This window comes from Xanthomonas maliensis, from assembly GCF_009192945.1.
Lineage (GTDB): Bacteria > Pseudomonadota > Gammaproteobacteria > Xanthomonadales > Xanthomonadaceae > Xanthomonas > Xanthomonas maliensis.
The window spans coordinates 13,046-34,731 of the sequence record NZ_NSET01000050.1 but is presented as its reverse complement, the minus strand read 5'-3'; the positions used below and the strand labels follow the sequence as shown (position 1 = coordinate 34,731).

The 21,686-nt window shown below is 67.1% G+C and carries 22 protein-coding genes; 10 read left to right on the top strand and 12 right to left on the bottom strand.

All coding sequences use genetic code 11. The features are described 5' to 3' along the window. Nucleotides 1-4: 4 nt before the first annotated feature. The 6 genes from kynU to CKY51_RS15710 all read left to right on the top strand — a co-directional run bounded on the left by kynU (nt 5) and on the right by CKY51_RS15710 (nt 6,641). On the top strand, nt 5-1,276 hold the full coding sequence (gene kynU, locus CKY51_RS15735; protein ID WP_022971075.1) for a kynureninase: 1,272 nt from the start codon (nt 5-7) through the stop codon (nt 1,274-1,276). Between the two features lie 47 nt (nt 1,277-1,323). Then, nucleotides 1,324-2,691, top strand: coding sequence for an FAD-dependent oxidoreductase (locus CKY51_RS15730; protein ID WP_022971076.1), 1,368 nt, complete (start codon nt 1,324-1,326; stop codon nt 2,689-2,691). A gap of 233 nt (nt 2,692-2,924) precedes the next feature. After that, nucleotides 2,925-4,370 (top strand): exodeoxyribonuclease I, encoded by a 1,446-nt coding sequence (sbcB, locus tag CKY51_RS15725; RefSeq protein ID WP_022971078.1) that lies wholly within the window; start codon nt 2,925-2,927, stop codon nt 4,368-4,370. Then, nucleotides 4,367-5,053, top strand: coding sequence for a DUF2461 domain-containing protein (locus CKY51_RS15720; RefSeq protein WP_022971079.1), 687 nt, complete (start codon nt 4,367-4,369; stop codon nt 5,051-5,053). The genes sbcB and CKY51_RS15720 overlap by 4 nt, the downstream gene beginning before the upstream one ends. Further along, on the top strand, nt 5,053-6,045 hold the full coding sequence (locus CKY51_RS15715; protein ID WP_031338663.1) for an aldo/keto reductase: 993 nt from the start codon (nt 5,053-5,055) through the stop codon (nt 6,043-6,045). Before CKY51_RS15720 ends, CKY51_RS15715 begins: the two co-directional genes overlap by 1 nt. Nucleotides 6,046-6,086: 41 nt before the next feature. Further along, on the top strand, nt 6,087-6,641 hold the full coding sequence (locus CKY51_RS15710) for a DUF2939 domain-containing protein (RefSeq protein WP_031338668.1): 555 nt from the start codon (nt 6,087-6,089) through the stop codon (nt 6,639-6,641). 16 nt (nt 6,642-6,657) lie between these two features. Here CKY51_RS15710 and CKY51_RS15705 read toward each other — a convergent pair whose 3' ends face one another. From CKY51_RS15705 to CKY51_RS15675, 7 genes are all read right to left on the bottom strand, one after another. After that, nucleotides 6,658-7,614 (bottom strand): 5'-nucleotidase, encoded by a 957-nt coding sequence (locus CKY51_RS15705; protein WP_022971082.1) that lies wholly within the window; start codon nt 7,612-7,614, stop codon nt 6,658-6,660. A gap of 213 nt (nt 7,615-7,827) precedes the next feature. Further along, a complete protein-coding gene (locus CKY51_RS15700; RefSeq protein ID WP_031338670.1) occupies nt 7,828-8,601 on the bottom strand; it encodes an NAD kinase in 774 nt (257 codons plus the stop codon). Between the two features lie 148 nt (nt 8,602-8,749). Beyond that, complete coding sequence (gene rlmKL / locus CKY51_RS15695) at nt 8,750-10,885, bottom strand: bifunctional 23S rRNA (guanine(2069)-N(7))-methyltransferase RlmK/23S rRNA (guanine(2445)-N(2))-methyltransferase RlmL (RefSeq protein ID WP_022971084.1); 2,136 nt, start codon at nt 10,883-10,885, stop codon at nt 8,750-8,752. Between the two features lie 327 nt (nt 10,886-11,212). Beyond that, on the bottom strand, nt 11,213-12,169 hold the full coding sequence (locus CKY51_RS15690; protein WP_022971085.1) for a class I SAM-dependent methyltransferase: 957 nt from the start codon (nt 12,167-12,169) through the stop codon (nt 11,213-11,215). Between the two features lie 172 nt (nt 12,170-12,341). Then, nucleotides 12,342-12,848: a GNAT family N-acetyltransferase gene (locus CKY51_RS15685; RefSeq protein WP_022971086.1), complete on the bottom strand. Its 507-nt coding sequence runs from the start codon at nt 12,846-12,848 to the stop codon at nt 12,342-12,344. Between the two features lie 21 nt (nt 12,849-12,869). Further along, a complete protein-coding gene (locus CKY51_RS15680; RefSeq protein ID WP_022971087.1) occupies nt 12,870-13,397 on the bottom strand; it encodes an alpha/beta hydrolase in 528 nt (175 codons plus the stop codon). Then, nucleotides 13,394-13,885: an MOSC domain-containing protein gene (locus tag CKY51_RS15675; protein WP_022971088.1), complete on the bottom strand. Its 492-nt coding sequence runs from the start codon at nt 13,883-13,885 to the stop codon at nt 13,394-13,396. Before CKY51_RS15675 ends, CKY51_RS15680 begins: the two co-directional genes overlap by 4 nt. Before the next feature lie 23 nt (nt 13,886-13,908). Here CKY51_RS15675 and CKY51_RS15670 point away from each other — a divergent pair, with 23 nt between their 5' ends. Continuing rightward, the gene (locus CKY51_RS15670) at nt 13,909-14,484 is read left to right on the top strand and encodes an N-acetylmuramoyl-L-alanine amidase (RefSeq protein ID WP_022971089.1); all 576 of its coding nucleotides are present in this window, start codon (nt 13,909-13,911) and stop codon (nt 14,482-14,484) included. Between the two features lie 7 nt (nt 14,485-14,491). Here the strand turns inward: CKY51_RS15670 and CKY51_RS15665 are convergent, their stop codons facing one another. The 4 genes from CKY51_RS15665 to CKY51_RS15650 form a co-directional block, all read right to left on the bottom strand. Continuing rightward, complete coding sequence (locus CKY51_RS15665; protein WP_031338672.1) at nt 14,492-15,445, bottom strand: DUF1684 domain-containing protein; 954 nt, start codon at nt 15,443-15,445, stop codon at nt 14,492-14,494. Between the two features lie 75 nt (nt 15,446-15,520). Continuing rightward, nucleotides 15,521-16,411, bottom strand: coding sequence for a sulfurtransferase (locus tag CKY51_RS15660; RefSeq protein WP_022971091.1), 891 nt, complete (start codon nt 16,409-16,411; stop codon nt 15,521-15,523). Further along, complete coding sequence (locus tag CKY51_RS15655; RefSeq protein ID WP_022971092.1) at nt 16,408-17,217, bottom strand: CoA pyrophosphatase; 810 nt, start codon at nt 17,215-17,217, stop codon at nt 16,408-16,410. The genes CKY51_RS15660 and CKY51_RS15655 overlap by 4 nt, the downstream gene beginning before the upstream one ends. Nucleotides 17,218-17,291: 74 nt before the next feature. Continuing rightward, nucleotides 17,292-17,990 carry an FKBP-type peptidyl-prolyl cis-trans isomerase N-terminal domain-containing protein gene (locus tag CKY51_RS15650; protein WP_152249483.1) on the bottom strand — a complete coding sequence of 233 codons (699 nt, stop codon included), beginning with the start codon at nt 17,988-17,990 and terminating at the stop codon, nt 17,292-17,294. A gap of 163 nt (nt 17,991-18,153) precedes the next feature. Between CKY51_RS15650 and CKY51_RS15645 the strand changes: the two genes are divergently transcribed. From CKY51_RS15645 to nth, 3 genes are read left to right on the top strand one after another with little or no spacing between them, the layout of a single operon-like run. Then, nucleotides 18,154-18,936, top strand: coding sequence for an enoyl-CoA hydratase/isomerase family protein (locus tag CKY51_RS15645; protein ID WP_031338675.1), 783 nt, complete (start codon nt 18,154-18,156; stop codon nt 18,934-18,936). 5 nt (nt 18,937-18,941) lie between these two features. Continuing rightward, a complete protein-coding gene (locus CKY51_RS15640; RefSeq protein WP_038219512.1) occupies nt 18,942-19,313 on the top strand; it encodes a hypothetical protein in 372 nt (123 codons plus the stop codon). Next, nucleotides 19,310-19,999 carry an endonuclease III gene (gene nth, locus CKY51_RS15635; protein WP_152249482.1) on the top strand — a complete coding sequence of 230 codons (690 nt, stop codon included), beginning with the start codon at nt 19,310-19,312 and terminating at the stop codon, nt 19,997-19,999. The genes CKY51_RS15640 and nth overlap by 4 nt, the downstream gene beginning before the upstream one ends. Before the next feature lie 125 nt (nt 20,000-20,124). Here the strand turns inward: nth and CKY51_RS15630 are convergent, their stop codons facing one another. Beyond that, nucleotides 20,125-21,684 (bottom strand): SulP family inorganic anion transporter, encoded by a 1,560-nt coding sequence (locus CKY51_RS15630; protein WP_022971097.1) that lies wholly within the window; start codon nt 21,682-21,684, stop codon nt 20,125-20,127. Between the last annotated feature and the right edge of the window lie 2 nt (nt 21,685-21,686).

Here is a 21,686-nt window from a genome sequence, read left to right as displayed (position 1 = left end):
GAAGATGACCGACCCGCTGTCCCGTTCGCATGCCGCGGCCCTCGATGCCGCCGACCCGCTGCGCGCCTTGCGCGAGGCGTTCGTGTTCCCGCAGCACGCCGGCCGCGATCAGACGTATTTCGTCGGCAATTCGCTGGGACTGCAACCGCGGCGCGCCCGCCTGATGGTCGAGGAAGTGCTGGATCAGTGGGGCGCGCTGGCGGTCGAGGGCCATTTCACTGGCCCCACCCAGTGGCTCACGTATCACCAGTTGGTGCGCGATGGCCTGGCCCGGGTGGTCGGCGCCCAACCGGGCGAGGTGGTGGCGATGAACACTCTCAGCGTCAACCTGCACCTGATGATGGCCAGCTTCTATCGGCCGACATCGCAGCGCGGCGCGATCATGCTCGAGGCCGGCGCGTTTCCGTCCGACCGCCACGCGGTGGAATCGCAGTTGCGTCTGCATGGGCTGGACCCGGCCACCCACTTGATCGAGGTCCAGCCTGACCAGGCCGACGGCACCTTGTCGATGGCCGCGATCGCCGACGCGATCGCCCGTGATGGCGCACGCCTGGCGCTGGTGCTGTGGCCGGGCATCCAGTACCGCACCGGCCAGGCCTTCGATCTGGCCGAGATCACTCGCCTGGCCCGCGCCCAGGGTGCGGCGGTCGGCTTCGATCTGGCGCACGCAGTCGGCAATGTGCCGCTGACGCTGCACGATGACGGTGCCGACTTCGCGGTGTGGTGCCACTACAAATATCTCAACGCTGGCCCGGGCGCGGTCGGCGGCTGTTTCGTGCATGCCCGCCATGCCAACAGCGACCTGCCCCGCATGGCCGGCTGGTGGGGCCACGAGCAACAGACCCGCTTCCAGATGGCACCGGAGTTCGTCGCCGCGCCCGGTGCAGAAGGCTGGCAACTCAGCAATCCGCCGGTGCTGGCATTGGCGCCGTTGCGCGCGTCGCTGGAGCTGTTCGACCAGGCCGGCATGCAGGCCTTGCGCGGCAAGTCCGAGCAGCTGACCGCTCACCTGGAACAGTTGATCCAGGCGCGCGTGCCGCAGGTGCTGCAGATCGTCACGCCGTCTGATCCGGCGCAGCGTGGCTGCCAGCTCTCGCTGCGGGTGAGCGGCGGCCGCGCACGGGGCCGCGCATTGTTCGAATCGCTGCAAGCGGCCGGCGTGCTGGGCGACTGGCGCGAGCCGGACGTGATCCGCATTGCACCGGTGCCGCTGTACAACCGCTTCGTCGATCTCCACACCTTGGTGGAACAGGTCGAAACCTGGGCTACCGCCTGAGCCCCCACTTGGCCGGCGCACGCGCCCGGCCCCTGCCAGATACTGCATTGAACGCCGACTCCCCTCGCACCCTGACCCTGATCGGCGCCGGCCTGGCCGGTTGCCTGCTGGCCATCCTGCTGTCGCGCCGCGGCTGGCAGGTCACTGTCTACGAACGTCGCGGCGATCCACGCATCAAGGGTTACGAATCGGGACGTTCGATCAACCTGGCGTTGGCCGAGCGCGGCCGGCACGCACTGCGCCAGGCCGGGGCCGAAGCGGCGGTGATGGCCAAGGCCGTGATGATGCGCGGGCGGATGGTGCATCCGCGCGAGGGAAGCCCACAATTGCAGCGCTACGGCCGCGACGATAGCGAAGTGATCTGGTCGATCCATCGGGCCGACTTGAACATCGCCTTGCTCGAATTGGCCGAACAGGCAGGCGCACGCGTGCACTTCTATCGTCGCCTGCATACGGTGGATTTCGATGCCGGCCATGCGCGCTTCATCGACGACCGCGACGACCAACCGCACGACATCCATTTCGACAGCCTGGTCGGCAGCGACGGTGCCGGATCGGCGTTGCGCGCGGCGATGCAACGTAAGTCGCCGCTGGGCGAGCGCATCAGCTTCCTCGACCATTCGTACAAGGAGCTGGAAATCCCACCCGGCCCCGATGGCAGCTTCCGTATCGAGCCCAATGCCTTGCATCTCTGGCCGCGCGGCCACTACATGTGCATCGCCCTGCCCAACGCCGGCGGCACCTTCACGGTGACCTTGTTCCTGCCCAACGAAGGCACGCCCAGCTTTGCCACTACCCGCAGCGGCGACGAAGCCCATGCCTTGTTCGCGCGCGAATTCCCCGACGCGCTGGCCTTGATCCCACAGCTGCGCGAGCACTGGGAAGAACATCCGCCTGGCCTGCTGGGCACCCTGACGCTGGACCGCTGGCACCTGGGCGGGCGCGCGGTGCTGCTCGGCGACGCCGCGCATGCGATGGTGCCCTTCCACGGACAGGGCATGAACAGCGCGTTCGAAGATTGCGTGGCGCTGGCCGAACAATTGGATGCGCACGACGACCTCGCCAGCGCCTACGCCGCCTTCGAAGCCGGCCGTCGCCACGACGCAGCCGCGATCCAGCAGATGGCACTGGAAAACTATCTGGAAATGCGCGACCGGGTCGGCGATGCCAGCTTCCTGCTGCAACGCGCACTGGAGCAGGAACTGCAGGCGCGCTGGCCGACCCGCTTCGTACCGCACTACACGATGGTCACCTTCCTGCGAACGCCGTACTCGGTCGCCCTGGCGCGCAGCGAGATTCAGCGTGAGATCCTGCAGGAAGCGACCCGAGGGCATAGCGACCTGTCGTGGATCGACTGGACGGCATTGGAAGCGCGCATCCATGCCCGCCTGGAGCCGTTGCACGGCGCGCACTGAGTGCGCCGTCTGTGGCTCCTGCCGGGATCCTGCGGCGCATCGGCGCTGCTGGATGCAACCGCCGATGATCCCGACGCCGACCGCCTGACGCCCAACGCGCTTGTTCGTCATCGACACGGTGCACGATGCTGTTCCCGCCAGCACAGCCACGCGTCAGCGTGGCGCGGCGGGATCGGCGATAATGCCGGCCTGGCGGCGCATCGCCACGCGTCGCGGACCGGACCACGCACCGCATGACTGACAGCTTTCTTTTCTACGACCTGGAAACCTTCGGCCAGGATCCGCGCCGCACACGCATCGCGCAATTCGCTGCCGTGCGCACCGATGCGCAACTGCAGGTGATCGAAGAGCCGGTCAGCTTCTTTGTGCAGCCGGCCGACGATCTGCTGCCCTCGCCCTACGCCACCATGGTCACCGGCATCACCCCGCAGCATGCCCTGCGCGAAGGCGTGAGCGAGGCCGAAGCGTTCGCGCGCATCGCCGACCTGATGAGCCGGCCGCAGACCTGCACGCTGGGCTACAACTCGATCCGTTTCGACGACGAATTCGTTCGCTGCGGCCTGTTCCGCAACTTCCACGATCCCTATGAACGTGAATGGCGTGGCGGCAATTCACGCTGGGATCTGCTCGACATGCTGCGCTTGGTGCACGCCTTGCGCCCCGAGGGCATCGCTTGGCCGCAACGCGCCGATGGCGCCACCTCGTTCCGCCTGGAGGATCTGGCGGCGGCCAACGACGTGCGCGAAGGCGATGCGCACGAGGCCTTGTCCGACGTCTACGCCACTATCGGCATGGCACGCCGCTTCCGCCAGCATCAGCCCAAGCTATGGGAATACGCGCTGCGGCTGCGCGACAAGCGCTTCGCTGCCAGCCTGCTGGACGTGGTGGGGATGCAGCCTGTGCTGCACGTTTCCCAGCGCTATCCGGCCAGCCGCTTATGTGCGGCGGCGGTGCTGCCGCTGACGCGGCATCCGCGCATCGACAGCCGGGTGATCGTGTTCGATCTCGATGGCGATGTGGATGCGCTGCTGCGGTTGTCGCCGGAGGAGATCGCCGATCGGCTGTACGTCCGTGCCGCCGATTTGCCCGAGGGCGAACACCGCGTCCCATTGAAGGAAGTGCATCTCAACAAGGTGCCGGCGTTGGTGTCCTGGCAACATTTGCGCGCGGCCGATTTCCATCGGCTGGGCGTGAACGTGGAGGCCGTGCTGGCCAAGGCCGAGCGTCTGCGCACACTGGGACCGCAGCTGGCCGAAAAGGTCCGCCAGGTCTACGCGGGCGAACGCGCCAGCGGCTCAACCAGCAACGACGCCGACGCCTCGCTCTACGATGGTTTCCTCGCCGAGGGCGACAAACGCTTGCTGGCGCAGGTGCGCAGCAGCGCGCCGGCCGAGCTGGGCGCGTTGAGCGAGCGCCTGCGCGACCCACGCCTGGTCGAACTGCTGTTCCGTTATCGCGCCCGCAACTGGCCGCAGAGCCTGACGTTTGACGAGCAGGAACGGTGGCAGGCGTATCGCCGCCAGCGCCTGCTGGAAGATCGTGGCCTGGGCGAGTTGACCCTGGACCAATACGACGCTCAGATCGCCGATTTACGGCTTACTCACCCCGACGATGCTACCAAGCAGTCCTTGCTCGACCAGCTCTCCGCCTGGGGTTCGGACTTAAGACGCACGCTATGACCAGTTACTTTTCCGCAGCCAGTTTCAAGTTCCTGCGCGGCCTGGCGCGCCACAACGACAAAACGTGGTTCAACGAGCACCGAGAGCAGTACGAAGCGCATGTGCGGCAACCGTTCCTGCAGCTGATCGCCGACCTGCAGCCGGCCTTGGCACAGGTGAGCGAACACTACCGCGCCGATCCCAAGTCGCAGGGCGGTTCGCTGTTCCGTATCTATCGCGATGCGCGTTTCTCGCACGACAAGTCCCCATACAAGACCTGGCAGGGCGCACGGCTGTTCCATGCGCGTCGCCGTCAGGTGCCGGCGCCGTCGTTCTACATCCACCTGCAGCCAGGGGAGAGTTTTGTCGGCGCCGGGCTGTGGCATCCGGAGCCGGACACCCAGCGCAAGGTCCGCCAGTTCATCTTCGAGAATCCGGGGAGCTGGCAGGCCGCAGCGCATTCGCCCAAGCTGCGCCGCAACTTCGCGCTGGACGAGAGCGAGAAGCTGGTGCGCGCACCGCGGGGTTTCCCCAACGACTTCGCCTTCATCGAAGATCTCAAGCATCGCAACTGGGCGTATCTGCGCCACTTGGACGACGCCACGATGACCGGCCCGCGCTTGCGCCACACCATCGCCGCCGATCTGGTCGTGCTGGCGCCATTCGTCGACTACCTGTGCGCTGCGCTGGACCTGGAGTTCTGATGCCGCAGGATCTACCGCTGGGCCAGCAGCGCCGGATGCTGGGTCGCACCGAGCTGGCAGTCTCGCCGATCGGTTTGGGGTGTTCCGGCTTCTGGGGCCACCGCAGCTTCGACGAACGCGCCGCCGCACGGGTGGTCGAGCACGCGCTGGCGCAGGGCGTGAACCTGCTCGATACCGGCCACAACTACTCCGGCTTCCATGCGGAACCGCGCCTGGGACGGATCCTGCGCCCCCTACTGAGGCAGTTCCCACGAGATTCCCTGGTCGTGTCCAGCAAGGGCGGCACCTTGACCGGACAGGCCGGGATCAGTGGTGCGGAACAGCGTGACTTCTCTGCCGCCGCGATCACGGCCAGTTGCGAAGCATCGCTGCGCAATCTTGGCCTGGACTATCTCGACATCTACCAACTGCATGGCGCCAGCGAGCACGACATCAACGATGACCTGTTGCTGGCCATGCAGCGTCTGCGCGAGCGTGGCCTGATCCGCCACGCCGGCATCAACACGCATTCGGCGTCCACCCTGCGCTGGATGATCGCCCACCCCGACGTCTTCGATGTGGTGCTGCTGGACTACAACGCGCTGCAGCAGGACCGCGAACCGCTGATCGACCAGCTGCAGCACGTGGGCATCGGTGTACTAGCCGGCACCGTGCTTGCGCAGGGGCACCTGTTGCCCGCTCGCGCGCGCCTGCCGCGTCTGGCCGACGCCTGGTATCTGGCACGCGCTTGGCTGAAGCCCAGCAGCCGTGCCTTGATGCACTGCGCGCGGGACATGCGGCGCGCGGTGGCGTCGATCGACAGCCAACGCCCGGCACAAACGGCGTTCGCTTATGTCCTGCAGCACCCGGGCGTGGCCAGCGGCATCCTGGGCACCACCCGCATCGGCAATCTGGACGAAGTGCTGCGGACCCGCATCCAGGCGCTGGACCCCGCCCAACGGCAACGTCTGGTCGCCGCCTTCGGCGATGGCCGCGGCTCGCCCAGCCACTGATCTTCACCTGCGGCGGCCGCGATTGCGGCAGTCTGGGCGCCATGAAGAAAGCCCTCCGCATCCTCGTCATTGTCCTGCTGGCCGTCACTTCGTGGTGGTTCGCCGGGCCTTACATGACCATGCACGGACTGTCCAGGGCCATCGAGCAACGCGACACCGCCGCACTGGAACGCTATGTCGACTTTCCGCGTGTGCGCAGCAGCCTGCGGGCCCAGCTCAACGATTATCTGGTGCGACAAGCCGGGCCAGACATCGCCGCCAGTCGCTGGGGCACGTTGCTTTATGGCCTGGGGAACCAGCTCGGTGGTGCGGCGGTGGATACGCTGGTGACGCCGATCGGCATCGGTGCATTGTTGCAGGGACATGTGCTGTGGAAGCGCGGCCGCAATGAACTGCAGGGAGGCGACCCCTTCGGCCCCACCGAACCTGCGCGACCGCTGAAGAACGCCACCCATCACTTCGAGGCACTGGACCGCTTCGTGATCGACGTCGAACGCGGCCCTGGCGCACCACCGATGAAGGTGGTGCTGGAACCACAGGGATTGCGCTGGAAGGTGGTGGACCTGCAGTTGGGGATGTCACCGCCGGTCGAGTGACGCTACCGCCCTGCCCTTACCCTTCGTTGGCCACACCATGCGGCACATGCCCAGCGGCGACATGCTGATGTTGGCGAGCGCTGTCGATGTTGTGCTGCGAATCGTCGAAGAAGATGTCCGCGCCGAAGGCTTCCAGGAACGGCCCCTTGTGGCGTCCGCCCAGAAAGAGCGCCTCGTCCAGCCGCACGCCCCACTCGCGCAGGGTGCGGATCACCCGCTCATGCGCCGGTGCCGAGCGCGCAGTGACCAGCGCCGTACGGATTGGCGATGCCTCGCCGGCCGGAAATGCCGCCTGCAAGACATGCAACGCGGCCAGGAAGTTGCGGAACGGCCCCACCGACAACGGTTCACGTGCACGCTCGCGTTCGTGCTGGCCAAATGCTTCCACGCCCTGCTCGCGTGAGATGCGCTCGCTCTCATCGCCGAAGATCACCGCATCGCCATCGAAGGCGATGCGCAGCTGGGTAGAGAGGCGACTGTCGTCGTTGTCGACGATCGCCGCCGCTGCTTCGGCGCGCTCGCCCGGTGCACGCGGCATGATGGTGGCCGCGGCGATGCCGTGTGCCAGCGCACGCCGCACCGATTCGGGATTGGCCGACAGGAACAGGTCGGTGCCGAATGGTTTGACGTAAGGCCAGGTCGGTTGGCCCGAGGTGAACGTGGCACGCACGATATCCAGGCCGTAATGCTGGATCGAATTGAAGATGCGCAGGCCGGTGTCGGCCGAGTTGCGCGACAGCAGGATCACTTCCACCCGCGGCGTTTCCGCTGGAGTGTCGTGGTTCAGCGCCAACAGCTTGCGCACCACCGGAAAGGCCACCCCCGGCTCGAGCACATCGTCCTCGTGCTCGCGCTGATAGGCCGAGTAGGCCTCCAAGCCATCGCTTTCGAAGAGCAGATGGCCTTCCTCGAGATCGAACAGGGCGCGGGAGGTCACCGCGACAGTCAACAGCCTGGGGGAATTGTCAGCCATGGCGCATTATCGCCCGAACCGCGCGCCGGTTGCCGCACCCTGCCAACATTCCGGCAGGACCTAAAGCAGGCGGGATGCGGTCTCCAACCATCCACAAGCCCGCCCAAGGCTGAGGCATGGAGGCGCGGCGCGCACAGGCCGGGCTGAGCGGGGACAGCCAGTGACGGCCCCACGCGCGCCACCGGGAGCACATCGACGAAATACTCCTGTCCGCTAGACCGCGAACTGTTCGCTGAAGATGCGCTCTTCCAGGTTGTGCTCCGGGTCGAACAGCAGGGTGACCCGGCGCTCGCGCGACTCGCGGATGGTCACCTCCACCACATCGCGGATCTCGTGCGAATCGGCCGTCACGCTGACCGGCCGCTTGTATGGATCCAGCACGCGAAAGCACACCTCGGTATCGGCCTTGAGGATGGCGCCGCGCCAGCGTCGCGGCCGATACGGCGCGATCGGCGTCAGCGCCAGGGTATGCGAGCCCAACGGCAGGATCGGCCCATGCGCCGAATAGTTGTAGGCGGTGCTGCCGGCCGGCGTGGCCACCATCACCCCGTCGCCGATCAACTCGGCGATCCGGGTTTGCCCATTGAGGTCCACGCTCAGGTGCGCCGCCTGGCGGGTCTGGCGCAGCAACGAGACCTCGTTGTACGCGAGCGAACCGGCACTCGTTCCGGACTCGGTCTGCACCAACATTTCCAGCGGCCGCAGATGGGCCGGCTCGGCCCGCTGCAGTCGTGCCAGCAAGTCCTCGTCGGGGCGGTGCTGGTTCATCAGAAACCCCACCGAGCCCAGCTTCATGCCGAACACTGGCTTGTCGGCGGCGCCGTGGCGATGCAGGGTCTGCAACATGAAACCATCGCCGCCCAGCGCGCAGACGATCTCGGCGCTGTCCAGCGGGTGGTCGCCATAGCGCTCTACCAGCTGGGCGCGTGCCGCCACCGCGGTCTCGGCGGGGCTGGCCAGAAAGGCGATGCGGGGCGTTGCGGTCATCGGTGACTCCAGGACATGCGAATCAGCATACCGCAGCACCATGACCGACTTGTCGGTACGCCCGTGCTGCGATCGTCGTTCGCCGCCACGTTGGTCGCGACGCGGCGGGCAAGCGCGCCGTGCCTGCTTGCGCTCGGCACTGCCTGGCTCAGCGGTTCAGGCGCCAGGCGCGGTGGATGCGTGCATTGCGTTCGAAGTCCGGATCGATGGTGCGTGGACTGATCTCCTCGCATTGGGCGAACTCGGCGACCGCCGCCTCGTCCAGCTTGAAACGCCGGAAATTGTTGGAGAAGTACAGCACACCGCCAGGTGCCAGCCGCGCGACCGCGGCGCGCAACACGCGCACGTGCTCGCGCTGGATATCGAAATCCTCTGCGCGCGCGGAGTTGGAAAATGTCGGCGGGTCGCAGAACACCACGTCGTACTGCGCGCGCTCGGCCTCCAGCCAGGCCAGCGCATCGGCCTGCACCAGGGTATGCCGCTTGCCGCTGTGGCCGTTCAACGCCAGGTTGTCGGCACACCACTGCAAGTAGGTCGCCGACAGGTCCACGCTGGTGGTGGCGGCTGCACCGGCCACCGCTGCCTGCACGCTGGCGACACCGGTGTAACAGAACAGGTTGAGGAACCGACGGCCCTTGGCCTGGGCGGCCATCATCCCGCGCAGCGGGCGGTGGTCCAGGAACAGTCCGGTATCCAGGTAATCGAACAGATTCACCCGCAACAGCGCGCCATGCTCACGCACATGGATAAACGCATTGCGCTGCTCCATTCGGCCGTACTTGCTGCCGCCCTTGCCGCGCTCGCGCGACTTCAACGCCACCTGCTCGCCCGGCACCTCGAACACGGCGCGGGCAGCCGCCAGCAGCTCGTTGCGCCGACGCCGCACATCGGCCTCCGGAATGCTGGCCGGGGCCGCATATTCCTGCACATGCAGGAACAGCTGACGCTCGGCGTCGGCCTGCTGGTAGACATCGATCGCGGCAGCATATTCGGGCAGGTCCGCATCGTAGGCGCGGAAGCACGCGATGCCCTCGCGGGCGCGCCACTTCTTGAGCTTTTGCAGATTCTTGCGCAGGCGATTGGCCACCATCTGCGCCCCCTCGCTGAGCGCAGTGGGTGCGGCCAGCGGCTCGCGTCGCGCCACGGCGATGGGGTCGCAGACGATCAACGCACATTCGATCGCGCCATTGAACAGCTGATACTTCTTGCCCGCCCGCAGTCCGGTGGCATACGCCAGCTCGGCGTTGCCGCATAGCAGGCTGGCGCGCCATTGCGGCACGCTGCGCTGCAAGGCATCGCCCAGGCGGCGATACAGCGCCGCATCGGCGGCCAAGCGTTCGTCGTACGGCGGGTTGCAGACCACCACGCCGTCGGCCTGTGGCGGCGCTTGCAGGTCGCCGACCTCGCGCACGCCGAACCAGATCGCTTCGGCCACGCCGGCCACCTGCGCATTCTCCTTGGCGGCACGGATTGCGTGCGGATCCATGTCGCTGCCATGGATCACCTGGGCGAGCGCCGCCCGGCCGGCGCGCTCGCGCTCACGCGCCTCGGCGACCAGCCTCTGCCAAGCGTCGCGATCGAATCCACGCCACCGGCTGGGAAGATCGCTGCCGTAGCGCTGCAAGCCCGGCGCGACGTCGGCCGCCATCAGCGCGCCTTCGATCAACAAGGTGCCGCTGCCGCACATCGGATCGAGCAAACCGCCCCCATCGGCGTAGGCACGCGGCCAACCGGCTCGCAGCAAGACCGCTGCGGCCAGGTTTTCCTTCAAGGGCGCTTCGTTCTGCGCCATCCGCCAGCCACGTCGGTGCAGCGGGCCGCCGCCCAGGTCCACCGACAGCGTCGCGCGGCCCTTGCGCAGCGACAGGTTCAGCCGTAGGTCCGGCCGCTCCAGGTCCACCGACGGCCGTTCCAGCCCGTGCTGACGCATGCTGTCGACCACCGCGTCCTTGATGCGCTGGGCGGCGTAGCGGGCGTGGGTGATGACGGTACCGGACACGTGCGCATCCACTGCCAGGGTCTGTCCGCTGGCCAGGTGTTCCGCCCACGGCAATGCGGCCACACCTGCGTACAGCGCGTCCTCATCGGGGCAGTCGAACTCGCTCAACGGCCACACCACCCGGCTGGCCAGGCGCGACCACAGCACCGCACGCTGTGCGTGCACCAGGTCACCCTCGACATTGACGCCGGCGATGGTGGCGGTGGCCGTACGGGCGCCCAGCGCGAGCAGTTCGTCGGCCAGCAGGTATTCCAGGCCCTTGGCGCAGGATGCGAAAAATTTCACGTCGACAGGTATCAATGGAGGCAGTGACCGCGCCGGACGCGGACCGCAAGACAGGAAGGGCGGCCGGCACTGCAGAAGGCTGCCACGGCCGCCGCGGGCGGGTGCAAATGGTCGGCCATTGCGCACGGCTTTACCAGCCCGGGGCATGGTCTGCGCAGTGACCCGCGCGGCGGCGAGCGCTCCACCATCCCGGACCGGTCGGGGACCCGGAGCCGCCCAAGGCGTCTAGAGCGCTACGGCTTACCTCGGGACCGCCTTGCCCAGACCGTGGGTCCGGTACCTCCACGCCCTGCGTGCGCAACCAACGCCACCCGCCCGGCCCCGACGTCATCCAGGCCCTGGCTTGGAGGCGATGAACGTCGGGAAGATGCCGGCGCTGTCTTCGATCACCCGCACGTCGACGAATCCGGCACGTTCGAGCTGTGCGCGGGTATGCGCCGGGGTTCGGACGTTGATGTGGGTCTGGATGACCTCTCTGAACAGCTGTGCCTGCAGATGCGCGGCGCAGGCATCGATTGCCGCCAACTTCCAGGGCGATTGCGCAGACTGCGCCGGCGATGGCGTCAGACAGCTGGTCACCAGCATGCCGGCTGGCCGCAGCCGCGCGAAGAAGGCCCGATACAGCGCCACCACCCGCGCATCGTCTGGCTCGTAGATGTTCAAGCCATTGCTGGTCAACACATCCACGCTATCGGGCTCACCCGGCGCCCAGGCGTCCGCCAGTTGCAACGCGACCTGTCGCTCCAGGCCATGTTGCTGCGCCAGTGCACGCGCGCCCTCCAATGCCTGCGGATCGAGATCGCTGCCCAGCAGCCGGACGTCCGGGCAATGCCGGTAGTCCAGCGTCAGCAGTTCGCTCATATAGCCACATGGGATCGAGGCCAGGGTCAGGCCGGGACGCAACAGTCGCTGCAGCTGCCGGCGAAAGATGCCGAACCGCTCGCGGGTCGCCAGCATCGACGGCAAGCGCTCGAACAAGGCGTACTGCAACGCGGGCGTCGACGCCGGCGTCAACGTCCCCGGTCGATAGGTCACGATCTGATGCGCCCAGTCCGCATTCAAGCCGCGATTGCGTAGCAGGAACCGGCCGAATTCGAACGTCCACAGCGCATCGACCTGGCAAAGCAGGACATCCAGCTGCGCGGGCGCGTCGGCATGGGCCGCGATCAGCCGCGAGCGCACCGATCGCAGCAAGGCCTCGTCCTGCGGCGGCGGATCCGGCGAATGGGAAATCAGCTGACCGCGAGGCGCGGACGCGCCTGCGGGCAGCGCATTGTCTTCCATGGTCCACCTTGGCGAGCATCGATCACGCTGTACGTCCCATCCTCGCCGAGCGGATTGCCGCACGGCCACGCCCAGAGCGATGCCAACGCCGGTCAAACGAACCGAAACACGCTGCCGTTGCGCTGCCTTGGCGAGCCAGGTCCGCGCAAGCGCACGGCTTGCAGTGGCGCGCTCAGTCCAGGCCGAATGCCGGGTGATAGCTCACCTCGGCCAACGGCAGCAAGCGATCGCCGAAGGCCTGCGCCAACAACGGCTCGTCGGACTCCGCGGCCAGCGTGAGTCCCGGTTCGACGGCAAAGCCCAGTGGGCGAAACAGTCCGGGCGCGCCCAGCACCACGCAGCCGGCCGCGCCGGACTGCCGCAAGGTGGCCAGCGCCGCCTGCACCAGCCGCGTGCCAAGGCCCTGGCGTCGATGCCCTGGCCCCACTGCCAACGGGCCCAACGCATACCAGCCGGACGCGTTGTCCGACAAGGACACCGGCGACACCGCCAGATGGCCGACCACGTAGCCCTCGTGGTCGGCCACCAGCGACAGCGTCAGCGCCGCATCCTCCCGCAAGGCCGCGATCACCGCATGCGCGTCATGACCGCGCTGCGGCTCGCGCAGGAAAGCGACCAGGGTCAGCAGCTCGATCGCCTGCGCATCACTTTCGCCGGCCTCGCGGATCAAAATGTCCATGCGCTCAGCGGCCCACTCGCATCACAGCAGCTGCAGCAAGTCGGCAAACGCCTGCGCCACCGTTTCCACATGCGCTGCCAGCTGATGCGCGTCGTCGACCAGCAGCAGGCGCGCTGCACGCGCCTGTGCCCAGGCGATGACCTCGGCGGCGGGAATCAGTTCGTCCCGCCAGGCATGCACGATGGAGATTGGCACCGCCGCGGCATCCAGCGCTGGCAATGGTCCCAGCCTGGTCGGCGGCACCATCAGGAACAGCGCACGCGTGGGCACGTGCAATGACACCTGCGCGGCGATATAGGAACCGAGACTGGACCCTGCCAGCACCAACGGGCCCCTGCCTGCGGCCGCACGCGCGATCTCGAGCAATCGCTGCTGCCGTCCCTGCACATCGCCCAGCGGGCTGAGGTCGCGCCGCGCGTCCAGGTCGGTGAAATCCGGTCGTTCGTGGGTCCAGCCCAACCGCTCGGCCACCGCTGCCAGCGCGGTGACCTTCAACGCCTCAGGCCCGCTCTCGAAACCGTGCACCAGAATGCAATGTCCGCGGCTCATAGCGCCTGCACCGGATCGCCCAGCCGCAGCACGCCGCCGCGCAGGATGCGCGCGCACAGCCCGCCATGACCGCGCATGGCGTTGTAGCCACCCGCACCCAGGGCGTCCTCCATGCGCGAACACGGATCGCAGGGTTCGGTGCCTTCCAGTTCGACCTCGCCGATCCGGAAGCGGCGCCCCTTCAACGCGATCAGCGGAATGCCGGTCACGACCAGGTTGCGCCGCAGCAATGCCGGTGCGACCACGGCATGACCGGACAGCGCCGCGATAGCCGGCAGATGTTCGGCCTGGATCAAGGTGACGCCACGCTTACCGCTGCCGCCGCGATACCGGTCGCCGGTCAGGCCGGCGCCAGCGGTCGCCTGCGCGGCATCGACCTGCTGCATCGCCACATCGCGCGCCGGACGCACGCCGATCCAGGTCAACTGCCCCTGTTGCGGCAGCGTCGCCATCAATTTGCCCAGCGGGCTGTCGGGATTCAAAGCCATCGCGCAATGCTAGCATCCGCTCCATGTCCGATGCCGTCCTGCCGTCGCCGCCGATCACCTACGCGCCGCTGCCCTACGAATCGCGTCTGGCCAGACGCGCGCTCGCGGACATCGACCTGGTGGTGATCCACTGCACCGAACTGCCCGACATGGCGATGGCGCGCGAATACGGCGAACGCGTGCTCTACGACAGCGGTACCGGCAACAGCGGGCATTACTACATCGATCGCAATGGCAGCATCCAGCAATACGTCGCACTGGACCGCGTCGCCCACCACGTGCGTGGGCACAACCCGCACTCGCTGGGCATCGAACTGGTCAACCGCGGACGCTATCCGCATTGGCTGGACTCACGCTTCCAGCAGATGGACGAACCCTATGCGCCGGCGCAGATCAACGCGCTGATCGGCTTGCTGCAATGGCTGCAGCACACGCTGCCGACGATCCGCCGAATCGCTGGCCACCAGGCCCTGGACACCACGCAAGAAGCGGCCAGCGACGATCCCGCACGCAAGATCCGCCGCAAACTCGATCCCGGCCCGCTGTTCCCGTGGGAGCAGATCGAACAGGCGGTGAGGTGGTCGCATAGTCCGCGCTGAGCGTTGCTCAGTGCGCCAGCGCGACATAGGTCTTCTCGCCGGCGCGCACCGGCACATCGAGCCGGTTTTCCGGCGGCGCGATCGGACACACCAGATGGCGGCTCACCGCACAAGGCGGGTTCTCGGCCAGGTTGAAATCCAGCAGCAGATGCCCGTCGCGCGGCGGGCCGGCATACAGATACCGCGCACCGCCATAGCTCTCCTTGCCGCTGGTACGATCGGTGAACAGGAAGAACAGCTGCCGGGTGGTCGGGTCGATCACCGGTCGCAGGCGATAGCGGTGGCCATCACGGACGAACTCCGCCTCTCCGGGAACCGTCAAGGTCAATGGCGTGCCGATCGACGTCAGCAAGGTCAATTGCTCCGGAGTGTCGTAGGGGTGCCACTGCGCCTGCACACGCCAGCGCTGATCCACCGGGAAATACTCGAACCCGTGAAATTGCACCGACTTCGCCGCCTGTGGGTCGCGGAAGCGCCAACCCCAGAGGGCACCGGTGCGCACCAGATAGAACTGGCGCTCCCCCACTTGCAGGCGACTGCCGCCCTGACCGGCCTGTTCTGGTCGCAGCAGCGCGGTCTGCACCGGCTGTCCATCCAGCGTGACCGCGGCCCCACCACTGACCTGGAAGCGCGCCTGGCCATCGGGCTGCAGGGTCAGTCGTCCCAGCTCAGCCGGACCTGCCGGCAACACGATGTCGTTTCGCGTGTCCGCGCCCAGCCGATACTGACCAGGCTTCAGGCGTCCGGAGCCGGTCACGCTCAACCAGCCGTCGGGCGCACGCAACGCGGCCACATGCGCGGCACGGGCCTGGCTGAGTTGGGCCTGGTAGGAACCGGTGGGCTCGTCTGCGGAAGATGCCTGCGTCTGCGCCTGCGCGATCGACGACTTCGAATCGGCCGAACAGCCGGCCAGCCACAGGACTGCGAGGCAGCCCACCCCCATCTGCAACGGCAACCGCATGCGCACACCCAGCACCCGCGAGGAACTGCGCTCCGCGCAGCGAGCCTGCGTCCCCACAGGCAACCCATCCTGTCGCTATTGTGCCTGCATTTGTCCCGTAGCGGTCGCAACTGGACGATCGGACTCCTGCAACCAGCCACTCCATGACCCGGCGTAGACACGCGCGCCGGACAGGCCGGCCACTTCCAGCGCCAGCAACAGATGGCAGGCAGTGACCCCGGACCCGCACATCACCACCGCCTGCTCGGGCCGGTGCGGGCCCAGCAAGGCCCCCAGTTCGGCGCGCAGTTGCGCGGCCGACTTGAAGCGCCCGTCCTGCAGGTTCAAGCCCAACGGACGATTGACTGCACCAGGCACATGTCCGGCGACCGGATCGATCGGCTCGACCTCGCCACGGAAGCGTTCGGCGGCACGCGCATCGAGCAGCCACCCCGGCGCCTGCCCCAGCCGCGCCAGGATTTCTTCGGCCTGCACCACCGCCTGCGGATCGAAGCGTCCCGGATAGTCGGCCGTCGGCACCGGTGCCGGCACCTGCGCCGTTTCCGGCAGGCCGGCGGCGCGCCAGGCGGCCAGGCCACCGTCGAGCACTGCCACCCGGCGATGCCCCATCAGACGCAGCATCCACCAGGCGCGCGCAGCCGCCATGCTGCCATCGCCGGCGTCGTAGACGACCACCTGGCTGTCCGCTGCGATTCCCCACGCGCCCAGGCGGCGCGCGAAGGCCGCGCTATCAGGCAGCGGATGGCGGCCCTCGCCCGGACGCGACAAGTCGGACAGATCCGCCTCCAGATCCGCATGCGGTGCACCCGGCAGATGCGCCTGCGCATAGGCCTGCCGGGCCGCATCGGGATCGGGCGCGGTCGGCGGCGCTGCGCGTGCGTCCAGCAGCCGCAGCCGCGGGTGCCGCAGGGCGGCAGCGAGCTGGGTGGTATCGACCAGCGTGGTCCACTCGGGGTCTGCACTCATGCAACCTGCTCCAGGCGACGACGAAGATTCAACAAGATGGCGGCAGTGGCGCCCCAGATCCGGTGCCTTGGCCAGGCGTATTCGAGTACCCGCCGCGGCCGTTCCCGGTAGAGGATTTCCACGCTGCGCAGGTTGTCTGGATCCATCAAATAGGCTAACGGCACCTCGAACACCTCGGCGACCTCGCTCGGTTGCGGCACCGGCACGAAGGCCGGGTCGATCGCTGCGACCACCGGCGTGACGCGGAACCCGCTCACGGTCAGGAAGGGGTCCAGATAGCCCATCACCTGCACCTGGTCGGCGCCCAGCGCGATCTCTTCGCAGCTCTCGCGCAATGCAGCAGTGGCGACATCATGATCGGACGGCTCGATCCGCCCACCGGGAAAACTGACCTGTCCGGCGTGATGACGCAGGCTGTCGGTGCGGCGGGTCAGCAGCACCGTCGTCGCATCCGTGCGCGGCAGCAGGCCGACCAGCACGGCCGCCTCGGCCGAAGGACCGACAGGGGTCAGATCGACCAGTTCGCCGTGATTCCAGCCCGGCCCGGACGGGACCGCATGCAGCGGATACAACGCGCGCGTCAGCGCCGCGTATTCGGCCAATCGCCGCGCCAGCGCACGTGATGGAAGCAACTGCTCGAGATGGTCCTGGCGTTCGCGGTCAGTCATGCGCGTCCAACGTGCAATCTCGTCCATGGTTCGCAGGCAGCCGATACAGCGGCCCTGCGCGTCCAGAGAACATACACCGATACAGGGACTGAGCAGCGCGCGCGGTGCGCGCTCCTTGTCCTTCGTCGCATCGCTCACGGCACTGCATCCCCATTCAAAACAACGACGCCGACCTCTCGGTCGGCGTCGTCGGTACTGCATCCAACAGCGAATTACTTGACGCTGACGAGCTTGATCTCAAACTGCACGGCCACGTTCGGCGGGAACGGCGTACGCGGATCGGCGCCGTAGGCCTTCTCCGGCGGCAGCGTCACTTCCCACTTCGAGCCGGCCGGCATCTGCATCAGGGTTTCGCGCATGGCCTGCATCTCGACCTCGCTGACCTTGATCGCCGGGATCTGCTGCGCCGGACGCGCCTGGCCACGGTCGCCGTACGGGAACGGACCGGCCACTTCGAGCTGCACGGTGCTGGCCTGGGTCGGCTTGGCGCCCTTGCCGGCTTCGATCACGCGGTACTGCACGCCGCTGGGTAGGGTCTGCACGCCGGCAGCGGCCTTGTTCTTGGCCAGGAACTGATCGCTCTTGGTCTTGTTCTCGGCAGCGACCTTGTCGTACTGCGCCTTGGCCTGCTGGGCACGGGCCTGCTCACGCTTCTGGAAAGCCTCGACCGCCGGCTTGAGCTGGTCGGCGGTGATCGCCGGCTGCTTCTTGGCGTAGGCGTCCTGCAGACCCTTCACCACCGAGTTGATGTCCAGCTGCTCGCCGCGGCCGGTGAGCTCGGCAAGGTTATTGCCGTAGTCGTAACCGAAGTAGTAGCTCAACTTGCCCTTCTCGGACGTCGTGTCCTGGGCCAGTGCATTGCCCGTCAGGGCCAGGGCCGCCACGGCGACCGCGATAGAACGCAACTTCATCAAACATTTCTCCAGGGTGGTGGCACAGGACGGGGCTGCCGCCTGAGATGACGCGCTAGGATAGCGGCCGCGATACGGAACCGCTACTGAGCACGAAAGCTAGGACCTGCAAGGCTTGCGGAAGTTCCGTGTTTACTTTTTTTTTACTTCAACAGGAAACGCGATGTCCTCTCCCGTCATCCTTGTCGCCGACCAGGCCGGCATCCGGACCATCACCGTCAACCGCCCCGACAAGCTGAACGCACTCAACCGGGAGACCATGCAGGCGCTGGATGCGGCATTCGCCGACGCCGCCGACGATGCCCAGGTCCGGGTCGTGATCCTCACCGGTGCCGGCCCCAAGGCATTCGTCGCCGGTGCCGACATCGCCGAGCTGAGCAGACTGTCGGCGATGGACGGGCGGGCGTTCTCCCTGCTCGGCCAGCAGTTGATGCGGCGGATCGAGCGTATGCCCAAGCCGGTGATCGCCATGATCAACGGCTTCGCGCTCGGCGGCGGCCTGGAATTGGCGATGGCCTGCCATCTGCGGATCGCCGCGGCAAACGCGCGCCTGGGCCAACCGGAGATCAATCTCGGGCTGATTCCCGGCTTTGGCGGTACCCAGCGCTTGCTGCGCCTGACCGGCCGGGCCGCCGCATTGGAGCTATGCCTGCTCGGCAAGCCGATCGAAGCGGCGCGCGCGCAGTCGCTAGGCCTGATCAATCGCGTGGTCGAAGCGGATGCATTGCAGGCTGAAACCCTGGCCTGGGCCGAGCAACTAGCCACCGCTGCCCCGCTGGCCCTGCGCGGCATCCTCGATGCCATCGTGTTCGGCGGCGAATGCGCGATGGAAGAAGGCCTGCAGTTGGAAACCGCACAGTTCGCCCTGCTGTTTGCCACCGACGACATGCGGGAAGGCACGCGCGCGTTCCTCGACAAGCGGCCTGCCCAGTTCCACAACCGTTGATCGCGATGATGTACGTTCACGACACGCCGCTGCCGCTGCAATTGCTCGCACGGGTCCTGGCCGATGATCTGGATGGCGCATTGGCGCTGGGCCTGATGGAGTATCGACCCACGCCCGACGATGACCGGCTCACTGCCAGCCAGCCGTCGCTGAGCGCGCAATTGCTGGCGGCGCAGCAACGATTGCACGCCGCCTGGGCAGCACGCGATCGCTATCGGGCACGCGCGGCCCGCTTGCAACGACGCGCCGCCGAGCGCGACGCCCGCCGACTCCCGTCCGCCACGGCACGCGCAACCGACACCCCTGCACTGCCACCGCTGGCACTGGCAGCGCTGGCGCGCGCCAAGGCCAAGGCCAATCGAGGCGCCGGCGCGTGAAAGGCACACCTACCGCCACACCCCGCGCGCGACGCGGCAGCGTGCTGCGCAGTGCCGAAGTGGAGGAAGTCTTCGAGCGCTTGCGCGAACTCAACCCGCATCCGACCACCGAGCTGGAATACCGCACGCCGTTCGAATTACTGATCGCGGTGGTGCTGTCGGCCCAGGCTACCGACGTGGGCGTGAACAAGGCCACCCGACGCTTATATCCCGTCGCCAACACACCGCAGGCGATCCTGGATCTGGGCGAGGACGGTCTCAAGCGGTATATCTCGACGATCGGCCTGTTCAACGCCAAGGCCAAGAACGTCATCGCCACCTGCCGCATCCTGCTGGAGCAGTACGGCGGCGAAGTGCCCGCCGATCGCGCAGCACTGGAAGCACTGCCCGGGGTCGGCCGCAAGACTGCCAACGTCGTGCTCAACACCGCCTTCGGTCAACCCACCATGGCGGTGGATACGCATATCTTCCGCGTCGCCAATCGCACCGGGCTAGCCCCTGGCAAGGACGTCCGGGCGGTGGAAGATCGCCTGATGAAGGTCGTGCCAGCCGAATTCCTGCAGGATGCACACCATTGGCTGATCCTGCATGGGCGTTATGTCTGCAAGGCGCGCAAGCCGGATTGCCCAGGCTGCGTGATCCACGATCTGTGCCGCTACCGCGACAAGACCTTGCCAGGCGAATAAGCCGGCGTTGCCAGAGCGAGGGAAGACAGAGAAATCGTGACCGGGCGATGCGTCTTTGCGGCGCCATGCATCACCCGGTCACGACAGAAGTCGCCCGGCGCGGACGCCGGGCGCTTGCAACGAGTCTACGCCGCCTTGCGCGGCACTTCGAGCGCCGCGCTTTCTACCGTCGGCTGCCCTTCGACACGCCGCTCCAGTTCGTCCCAATCCACCACCAATTCGCAGCCGCGCGAGGCGGCGTTGCGGCTCCAATCCCGTAGCAGTTCGATGCAGGCATGGTCGACGTGGTGCAACTTGGCCACATCCAGATGCAATGCGGTGTTGGGCGGCACGCTCTCCAGCGTCCGCGCCATCGCCGGCACCTTGAGGAACGTGGCAGAGCCCTGCAGGGTGAGGTGCATCTCGTCCTTCTTGTCGGCGTGCTCGCGCACGTGGACCTTCAGACGCGCCGAGTGCAGCGCCAACCGGAACAGCGATAGACCGAAGCCGATCAGCACACCGGTCAGCAGATCGGTTGCCACGATCGCGAGCGTGGTAGCGACGTAGATCGCCGCGGTGCCACGCCCATACGTCGCCAGCTCCTTGACCTGCCCGAACTTGATCATCTTCACACCGGTGTAGACCAGGATACCGGCCAGACAGGCGACCGGCGTCATCCGCAGCAGCCACGGCAGCAGCAGCGCGAACACCAGCAACCAGGTGCCATGCATCACCGTGGACATGCGGGTGGCCGCACCGGACTGCACGTTGGCAGAACTGCGCACGATCACGCCGGTCATCGGCAGTGCGCCCAGGAAGCCGCACAGCATATTGCCCACACCCTGTGCAGCCAGCTCGCGATCGTACTGGGTCCGTGCGCCCTGATGCATGCGATCCACCGCCGCCGCCGACAAAAGCGTCTCGGCGCTGGCAATGAAGGCGAACGTGATCGCCGACACCAGCAAGGTCGCGTTGAACACGCCGAAGATATCCGACACGCTCGGGATGGTGACCGCAGAGAACAGGTTGGCGGGCACGTCGACCTTATTGACGGCGATGCCCTGCACTTGCACGAACGCAGTCACCGCGACCACCGCGATCAGCGCGCCCGGCAGGAAACGCAGCGCCGAAGGGCGCAGCTTTTCCCACGCCACGATGATCGCGATCGTCGCCAGGCCGACCAACAGCGCCGACAAGCCGACGCCCTCGCCAATCGCCCGCCACAATGTGGCAGGCAACGCGGCGAAGTTCTCCAGACCGCGCGCCTTCGGCGCCGCATCCATCAGCACGTGCGACTGCGAGGCAACGATCAGGATGCCAATGCCCGAGAGCATGCCCGCCACCACCGCCGGCGAGGTCATGCGGAACCAGACCCCGACACGGCACAGGCCGGCCACCAGCTGGATCACGCCTGCCAGCAGAACGACCGGCCCGAGCGCGGCAACGCCATGCTCACGGACCAGTTCGAACACCAACACAGCCAGGCCGGCGGCCGGGCCACTCACCTGCAGCGGCGACCCCGCCAGAAAGCCGACCACCAGACCACCGATGATGCCGGTGATCAGGCCTGCGGCGGGCGGCATGCCCGATGCGATCGCGATTCCCATGCACAACGGAAGAGCGACAAGAAAGACCACGACCGACGCGAGCAAATCACGGCCGAACAGTCCCTGGCGGAAATAACCGCCGATACCTGGTGCGTTCATGA